Origin of the sequence: Roseofilum reptotaenium CS-1145 (assembly GCF_028330985.1) — a bacterium.
Lineage (GTDB): Bacteria > Cyanobacteriota > Cyanobacteriia > Cyanobacteriales > Desertifilaceae > Roseofilum > Roseofilum reptotaenium.
Window position 1 is genome coordinate 1 of sequence record NZ_JAQMUE010000015.1, and the last position, 6959, is coordinate 6959.

5 protein-coding genes and 1 pseudogene are annotated in these 6959 nt (G+C 46.0%); 4 read left to right on the forward strand and 2 right to left on the reverse strand.

What is annotated here, in order from left to right; translation table 11 throughout:
* Window positions 1-283: 283 nt before the first annotated feature.
* Window positions 284-660: pseudogene (locus PN466_RS25840) on the reverse strand (XisH family protein); the annotation flags it as partial.
* Window positions 661-739: 79 nt separating this feature from the next.
* On the opposite strand from PN466_RS25840, the gene PN466_RS01620 reads away from it, so the two are divergent.
* Window positions 740-2749 carry a HEAT repeat domain-containing protein gene (locus PN466_RS01620; RefSeq protein WP_271936413.1) on the forward strand — a complete coding sequence of 670 codons (2010 nt, stop codon included), beginning with the start codon at window positions 740-742 and terminating at the stop codon, window positions 2747-2749.
* Between the two features lie 19 nt (window positions 2750-2768).
* Here PN466_RS01620 and PN466_RS01625 read toward each other — a convergent pair whose 3' ends face one another.
* Window positions 2769-3680 (reverse strand): DsbA family protein, encoded by a 912-nt coding sequence (locus PN466_RS01625; protein ID WP_271936415.1) that lies wholly within the window; start codon window positions 3678-3680, stop codon window positions 2769-2771.
* A 395-nt stretch (window positions 3681-4075) separates the two neighbouring features.
* Here PN466_RS01625 and bchL point away from each other — a divergent pair, with 395 nt between their 5' ends.
* The 3 genes from bchL to PN466_RS01640 all read left to right on the forward strand — a co-directional run bounded on the left by bchL (window position 4076) and on the right by PN466_RS01640 (window position 6925).
* Window positions 4076-4942 (forward strand): ferredoxin:protochlorophyllide reductase (ATP-dependent) iron-sulfur ATP-binding protein, encoded by an 867-nt coding sequence (gene bchL / locus PN466_RS01630; RefSeq protein WP_271936417.1) that lies wholly within the window; start codon window positions 4076-4078, stop codon window positions 4940-4942.
* Between the two features lie 184 nt (window positions 4943-5126).
* Window positions 5127-5489: a DUF5331 domain-containing protein gene (locus PN466_RS01635; protein ID WP_271936419.1), complete on the forward strand. Its 363-nt coding sequence runs from the start codon at window positions 5127-5129 to the stop codon at window positions 5487-5489.
* Between the two features lie 32 nt (window positions 5490-5521).
* A complete protein-coding gene (locus PN466_RS01640) occupies window positions 5522-6925 on the forward strand; it encodes a ferredoxin:protochlorophyllide reductase (ATP-dependent) subunit N (RefSeq protein ID WP_271936421.1) in 1404 nt (467 codons plus the stop codon).
* The last annotated feature ends 34 nt before the right edge of the window (window positions 6926-6959 follow it).

Consider the following 6959-nt stretch of genomic DNA (forward strand, 5'->3'; position numbering starts at 1 on the left):
TCGATCAGCTAGAAGAAGTGTTGTACCAGCGCTGCCAAACCTTATTGAAACAGCCAGAATTAATTGGAGGGTTAACCGATTTTTACGGGTGGAGTGAACTCACTGCTATATCACAACTTATTCAACGGACTTGATATAATTTATTCTTTCCATAAAACCACCTCTTGATGGGAATATAGCGCTTCGCGCTAGGGAATAGGGAATAGGGAATAGGGAATAGCTTGTATGGCTTAGGTTCTAAGGTTTCAAGCTGTACCTCATAGACGAGAGAAACGCTATAATAAAAGATTAATAACTTAACAGCATAGAATTGAAGAGATTCTTGTACAAATTGACGACAAAAAACTCTTCATAAGTATCCTGGGCAATTGCCAGATACAAATCTCTGTTAGGTTCGTTTTTGCTCAAAGCCAGCTTATAATTCATGATCTGACCTAGAGCTAAATGAAATTCAGTGACTTCTGAGGTTCCTAAAAAGGATTTGATTTCAACAGCAATTTTTTGTCCTCCTTTTTCTGCTGCCAATAATTGTTCTGCTCCTAAATCAATATAAAATTCAATGTCATCTACCTCGATATGTAAGGGATCGTGAGTAATCATCCATCCATCTTTTTGCAAAGCAGTAGATACTGAAGCATGGAATTTATCTTTAGCTGGCACAAGAAGAAGGAAAACAAGATGTTTATGAGAAGATTATAGCATGAGAGATTTTCCCAAAGATACCTGGAGTGTGTAGACGATGAATAAGCGGGAAGAAAACCCTCTGGCTAAGTTTTCTGGAACTTTAAGCGATGCCGAGGCAGAGGAGATGCAGCAAGCTTTAGTAGAAGATTGGACTTATTTTTTGCCCCAGGAGCATGAGAATTTTCCCGTTCAAGGGAAGGAGTATCGGATTTTTTCTCCCCAGTCAAAGTGCGCGATTCTATCCTGGTTAGGGCGTGCAGATGTTGCCGATCGGAAGAAGGAGGAATTTATTGCCAAGTTAGTCAATTTCGATGATGGGTGTTATGGCACTTTTTATGGATATCGTGCCTATTTCCTCGCTGCTGCTGGCATCAGTGAGTTTAAATTCTGTTCCTTCGCCGATGCCATTGTTGAGCAGATAGTCACGTGGGCGTTTGGGCAGTTCAATGCAGAGAAACAAGAATGGCACATTTTTCCCAATGCCCTAGCAATAGGTGCAAGAAAAACTCTCAGTGAAACTGATAAAAAACGAGTTATTGAGAAGCTCTCTAACCTCCTGAACTTTTCCCCATGCCGTGAAGATATCCGTAGGACAGTGGCTGAGAGTTTAGGGAAACTTGACCCAGGAAATAAAGAGGCGATCGCGGCTCTGGTACAAATGCTGGAGGAGACTAATGATGAACATGCCCGTTGTTGGACAGCTTATACTTTAGAGCAAATTGCACAAGGTAATCAAGAGGCGATCGCTGCCTTGGTGGAACTGCTGAAGCAGACTGAGTGTAAAGATACCTGTTACCGAGCAGCTTATAGTTTAGGGAAAATTGACCCCGGACATCAAGAGGCGATCGCTGCCTTGGTACAACTGCTGATGCAGGCTGAGGATGAAGATATCTTTTACGAAGTGGTTGAGGGCTTAGAGGAAATTGGACAAGGGAATATCCAGGTAATTTCTGCTCTGATCCAACTTCTGGAAAAGACTGAGGATGAAGAGATTCGTTGGCAGGTGGCTGAGAGTTTAGGGGAAATTGCCCCTGGAAATAAAGAGGCGATCGTCACTTTGGTACAAATGCTACAGCAGACTAAAGATAAACATACCCTTATGGAAGTGGCTTATGCTTTAGAGAGAATTGACCTCGGAAATCAAAAGGCGATCGCGACTCTAGTAAAACTGCTCGAGCAGACTGAGGATAAACATACCTGTAGGGCAGTGGCTTATAGGTTAGGGAGCATTGGACAAGGAAATCCCCAGGCGATCGCTGCTCTGGTCAAACTGCTCGAGCAGACTGACGATGAATATACTCGTAGGTTAGTAGCTCATAATTTAGGCAATATCGGACAAGACAATGTCCAGGCGATCGCCGCTCTAGTGAAACTGCTGGAGCAGACTGAGGATGAACTTACCCGTAGGGCAGTGGCTTATAGTTTAAGGAAAATTGCCCCCGGAAATAAAGAGGCGATCGCCGCTCTAGTCAAACTGTTGGAGGAGACTGAGGATGAATCTACCTGTAGACGGGTAGCTGGAGATTTGAGGGAAATCGACCCAGGAAATCCCCAGGCGATCGCTGCTCTAATTGAACTGCTAGAGCAGACTGAAGATTACTCTGATCGTTGGCGGGTAGCTAGAGATTTAGGGGAAATTGACCCCGGAAATCCAAAGGCGATCGCCGCTCTCGTTCAACTTCTAGAGCAGACTCAGAGTGAATCTACTCGTAGGCGTACAGCCGAAAGTTTAGGGGAAATCGACCCTGGAAATCCAAAGGCGATCGCTGCCTTGGTGCAACTTCTGGTGCAGACGCGTGCTGAGTATCTCCGTAGGCAGGTAGCTGAGAGTTTAGGACAAATCATCATCACTGAGGAACAGCAAAAAATTGTTGTCTCTGGTCTGCAACGTCATTTCAATAGCCAAACCGATGAAAAGAACGGTGACCTATTTCATATTCAGATGAGAACAACTTTGACCTATTTCAAATTTGACCGATTTTCAAGTTGCTACCAACTTCTCTGGGACATTGCCCAAAGCCTTTCTTATGCTGAATTCTACCAAGCTTGGCATAGTAGTCTTTAGAAACTTCAACTTGTATTTATCATCCAGAGACGTTCTGTAAAATTGCCTCCATTTCTTCTAACTCGATCGCGCCGGAAAAACTCTCGCCCTTACCCTGTGGTTCTCCTGGAGCGAACATGACGAAAAATGGGGTTCCAGAAAGCCCTAATCGATCGCCGAGTTGCCGGTCTTTTTGAATGGCTGAAGGTGCGATCGCCAGATCGTGCTGAAATTGTTCTAAATCTAACTCCAAATCTTGGGCTAATTGCTCATAAAAGCGATCGCTTAACCGATCCTGTTGGGCAAATAGGGTATCGTGATACGCCCAAAATTTTCCCTGTTGATGAGCAGCCCAAGCGGCTTGAGCGGCTTTTTCGGCTTGGGGATGGAGTTCGGTGAGGGGAAAGTGCTTGTAAATCAGTTGCACTTGTTGGTCGTGCTTGTCCATGAATTCGGCTACGGTATCATGGGCGCGGGCGCAAAAGGGACATTGAAAGTCCGAAAATTCTATGAAGAAGACTTGGGGATTTTCTGCACCAGTAGTGGGAGAGTTGCCGATAATGGTTTCCGGTTCGCGGTTGAGGGTGTCGAGAAAGGCGAGGCGGTTTTGTTGTAGGGACTGTTGTTGCTGCTGTTGATAGGTTTGTACGGATTCAATAATGACTTCGGGATGGTTGCGGATAATCTCTAGCACTTGTTGTTCGAGGTTAGAGTTAGCCGCTTGTGCGGGGAGGGTTACACCGCAGAGGGTGAGCAAGGAGAGGAGGAAGGCGATAATGCGACCCATCGCTGGCGCGATAATACTCCGCACCGCTGGCGCGATAATGCGACCCATCGCTGACGCGATCGCACTTTTGAAGAGACGATAATGCGACCCATCGCTGGCGCGATCGCCGATTTTGCAACAGTTAACCATGATTTCCGTTTGTTCGATGGAAGGTAGAGCAGTCATCCGATCTTTTGCCTAATTTGAGTGGTCTGGGGAAAACTGTAATGATTTTTAATATAGAGCTGGGTGCTGGTCATGGGTAATCGGTGATTGGTAATGGCTGATTGGCTATACCTGAGAGCATCGTGCTATGCCCTATCAGGCTTTGCGAGTGCTGTTATTTTGGTGTTTTTGTCTATTAAACCTATTTTTATAAAAATTAGACATAAAAGTTATCTAAAATTTGATTCTAGAGTTTGATCCAGAATTGAAAGCAATAGAAGGGTAATAAAGTTAGATAACACTTAAAAACAAGGGATTAAACCTTAATTCATTGCGATCGCCGTTTGGATTTCCCCGAAACTTCGTTAATAATGCGATCGAGACAGAGCTATTAAAGCTTTAGGAGAGAGCACGTAATGAAACTATCAGTCTACGGAAAAGGCGGTATCGGCAAATCCACGACAAGCTGCAACATCTCCGTTGCACTCGCAAAACGAGGTAAAAAAGTCCTACAAATTGGCTGCGACCCCAAACATGACAGCACCTTCACCCTCACTGGATTTCTGATTCCTACCATCATTGATACGTTGCAAGCCAAAGATTACCACTACGAGGATGTTTGGCCTGAAGATGTAATCTTTAAAGGCTATGGTGGCGTAGACTGCGTAGAAGCAGGTGGCCCTCCTGCTGGGGCCGGATGTGGCGGTTATGTTGTGGGAGAAACCGTAAAATTACTGAAAGAACTCAACGCTTTTGATGAATACGATGTCATTCTCTTCGATGTACTCGGTGATGTGGTCTGTGGTGGATTTGCTGCGCCCCTCAACTACTCCGACTACTGTATGATTGTCACCGATAACGGCTTTGATGCCCTCTTTGCCGCTAACCGCATTGCTGCCTCCGTGCGCGAAAAAGCCAGAACCCACCCCCTACGGTTAGCTGGACTCATCGGTAACCGCACCTCTAAGCGCGACCTGATTGACAAATATGTAGAATCCGTTCCCATGCCAGTGCTAGAGATTCTGCCCTTAATCGAAGATATTCGCATCTCTCGCGTTAAAGGCAAAACTATCTTTGAAATGGCCGAAACCGACCCCACGTTAGAACCAGTTGCCAACTATTATCTCAACATTGCCGATCAAATTCTGGCACGTCCTGAAGGAGTTGTTCCCAAAGATGCCGCAGACCGCGACTTGTTCTCGCTACTCTCTGACTTCTATCTCAACCCTCCCAAAGAAGCAGTGAAGACGGAAGAGGAAGAACTGGAACTAATGATGGTTTAGGCGCTTTGCGCTAGGGAATAGGGAATAGGGAATAGGGAATCTTCCCCATCCCCCTATCTCCCCATCCCCCTATCTCCCCATCCCCCCATCTCCCCATCTCTCCATCGCCAACCTCCCCAGTTCGGCCAGAAAAACAGTATCATGGCTCAACGAAACCCTTGCTATTGGATTGACTGCTGTGAGTATGGCTTTTTTCGATAACTTTACCGCTTCTATTCGCCAAAAATGGCTGGATTACTTTCAAGCCAATAAAGCTTGGCTGCTTCTGCAAATGGAGGTGAAGTCTAACAAAACTCCGGATGGAGGACGCAGGCCGGCTTCTGCCCTGATTTTAGGGGTGGTGAATGCCCTAGAGCCGAAATTGGGCAATTTAATGGTTCCCTTTTTCAAGTTGAATGCGGATGAAGATGCCTTAGTGGATGTGTTGGGTTTAAATTTTGACCCGGAGCGGGAGTTAAACCCCAATGGAGAAACTCCCGCTATTGCTTCCCCCGGACAACCAACGGGCGTGTCTCGTTTATTACCGGATGGAGAGGATGATTTATGACGTTAACCGATTGAAAGAATAGGTGTATTCTGATGACTGTTGCACAACCGGAAACCAGTGCCCTCAATTTTGAGTGTGAAACTGGCAATTATCATACGTTTTGTCCGATTAGCTGTGTCGCCTGGTTATACCAGAAGATTGAAGATAGTTTCTTTCTGGTGATTGGTACGAAAACCTGTGGTTATTTTCTGCAAAATGCCATGGGGGTAATGATTTTCGCCGAACCTCGCTATGCAATGGCGGAGTTAGAGGAAGGCGATATTTCGGCTAAGTTGAACGATTATGAGGAATTGAAGCGGTTGTGCGAACAAATTAAGCGCGATCGCAATCCTTCTGTTATTGTATGGATTGGGACTTGTACCACCGAAATCATCAAGATGGACTTGGAAGGTCTTGCCCCGAAACTGGAAGCAGAAATCGGCATTCCCATCGTCGTTGCTCGCGCCAATGGTTTAGACTACGCCTTCACCCAAGGAGAAGATACGGTACTTGCGGCAATGGCTGCTCGTTGTCCGAAAACCGTGGAACAACCCGAAGAAAAAGAAGAGCGCAACGCCATCCAACGCCTCCTCACGTTTGGCAAGAAAAAGGAAGAAGTGGCACAAGAAGAATCCGAATATGTCAACCATCCTCCTCTGGTTTTATTCGGTTCCGTTCCTGACCCGATTGTAACCCAATTGACCCTAGAATTAAAGCGCCATGGCATCAAAGTTTCCGGATGGTTACCCGCGAAGCGCTATACCGAATTACCAGTATTGGAAGAAGGCTATTATGTCTCTGGAGTTAACCCCTTTTTATCCCGCACAGCCACCACTTTAATGCGTCGGCGCAAGTGTAAGTTAATTGGCGCACCCTTCCCCATCGGGCCGGATGGAACCAGAGCCTGGATTGAAAAGATTTGTTCGGTCTTTAATATCGAACCCAAGGGATTAGCAGAACGGGAGCAGCAAATCTGGGAAAGTGTAGAAGATTATCTGCAATTGGTACGCGGTAAATCCGTCTTCTTTATGGGAGATAATCTATTAGAAATTTCCCAAGCGCGGTTCCTAATTCGCTGCGGAATGATTGTCCATGAAATCGGTATCCCCTACATGGATAAGCGCTATCAAGGAGCGGAGTTAGCGCTCTTGGAAAAAACCTGTCAAGAGATGGGAGCGCCATTGCCCAATATTGTGGAAAAACCGGATAATTACAATCAAATCCAACGCATTTACGACCTACAACCGGATTTGGTCATTACCGGAATGGCTCACGCGAATCCGATGGAAGCACGGGGAATTAATACCAAGTGGTCAGTTGAATTCACGTTCGCCCAAATCCACGGCTTCACGAACACCCGCGACATTTTGGAGTTGGTCACCCGTCCCCTGCGCCGGAATAACAATCTGAAGGATTTGGGTTGGGAGAAATTGGTGAAGGAAGAAGCGAGAGTTTAGTTAATTGATAACCAGAAGCCGGGTTTCTTCAAGA